Source organism: Nocardia sp. NPDC050175, from assembly GCF_044459885.1.
Lineage (GTDB): Bacteria > Actinomycetota > Actinomycetes > Mycobacteriales > Mycobacteriaceae > Nocardia.
Genome location: NZ_JBITJI010000032.1, coordinates 1 through 1,195 on the forward strand (window position 1 = coordinate 1; position 1,195 = coordinate 1,195).

Annotated in this window: 1 protein-coding gene; it reads right to left on the reverse strand. The window is 62.9% G+C overall.

Features of this window, described 5'->3' with window-relative positions; genetic code table 11:
* Positions 1–11 precede the first annotated feature (11 nt).
* On the reverse strand, positions 12–1,124 hold the full coding sequence (locus tag ACIBK2_RS45790) for an IS630 family transposase (protein ID WP_396977566.1): 1,113 nt from the start codon (positions 1,122–1,124) through the stop codon (positions 12–14).
* Between the last annotated feature and the right edge of the window lie 71 nt (positions 1,125–1,195).

A 1,195-nucleotide genomic window follows, 5' to 3' on the forward strand; every position in this document is an offset into this window, starting at 1 on the left:
CTAGTGCCTCGTCAAGCAACCTTCGGTAGGTAATCAGGTAACCGGATCTTGGAGTTGACGGCGAACTCGCGTTTGGGCTGGGCGTGCTGGTTGTGCCAGCGGAGGTAGGCACCGATCGTGGCGTCCTGCTCGCCGTGGCTGCGGTGATCGGTGCCGTTGAGAGCGAAGTAGCGCAGGGCCGCGAATTCGGACTCGATCCAGTTCAACCACGACGAATAGGTCGGCAGGAACACCAGTTCCATGTCATTGGCCGCGGCCCAGTCCCGGACCTCGGCGCGCTTGTGCGGGGAGAAGTTGTCGGCGATGACGTAGAGCTTCTGCCCGGGCCAGCGAGCCCTCAGCGACTTCAACAAGCCCAGAAACTCCTGCCACCGCTTTCGATCCCGAATCCGGTAATGGATCTTCCCGGTCGCCAGATCCAATGCGCCGAGCAGATGCCGCACACCCTGAGTGCGGTGGTAAGTCGCCCGCAACCGTTGCGGTCTTCGCCGCGGAAACCAGCCGCGACCTGCACGGGGTTGCAGATTCAACGGACCGAACTCGTCCACACAGATCACCCGCCCGTCCGCGGGTGGCCGGTCGTAAAGATCCAGGATGCGGTTCATCTTGGCGGTGAACTCCGGGTCGGTGCCGGCTTTCCAGGTTTTGGTGGCCTGCCACGACACCCCCTCGGCTTTGAGGATCTTGCGCAGAGTCTCGCGGCTGATGTCGGTGATCTTGTTGGTGGCCAGCACTTCTCGCAGTTTCGACAGGCTCCACACCGAGAACGGCCAGCCCAGGTCGCGGGGACAGCACCGGGCGATACAGGCGATACGTTCACGCGTCGCCCGATCAACCTTCTTCGGCCTGCCCCCGTTCCATTTTGGGTCCAAAGCCTCGAACCCCCGCTCGTTGAACTCGTGGATCACTTGCCGCACATAGGCTTCCGATACCTGCATCAACCGAGCGATCGCAGGAACCGGTTGCCGCTGCGCTGAGGCCATCACCACGATCGCACGCCGTGTCCGGACCGGTTGCCTGCTTGTCTTCGTGATCTTCTGCAACCGGCGACCCTCTTCCGGAGTCACCGCTCGCACAAACACTTCCGGCTTCCGGGCCACCGGCACCACCTCCACCGGCAGCATCACCGACCTCAGGCGCACGATCAACCCGACACCCGGTTACCGCAGCGACCTTTCTGGACGAGGCACTAGCT

Bases quoted from the DNA above. Each gene is read 5' to 3' on its own strand.
- ACIBK2_RS45790 (WP_396977566.1), bottom strand. From the start codon at position 1,124: ATGCTGCCGGTGGAGGTGGTGCCGGTGGCCCGGAAGCCGGAAGTGTTT.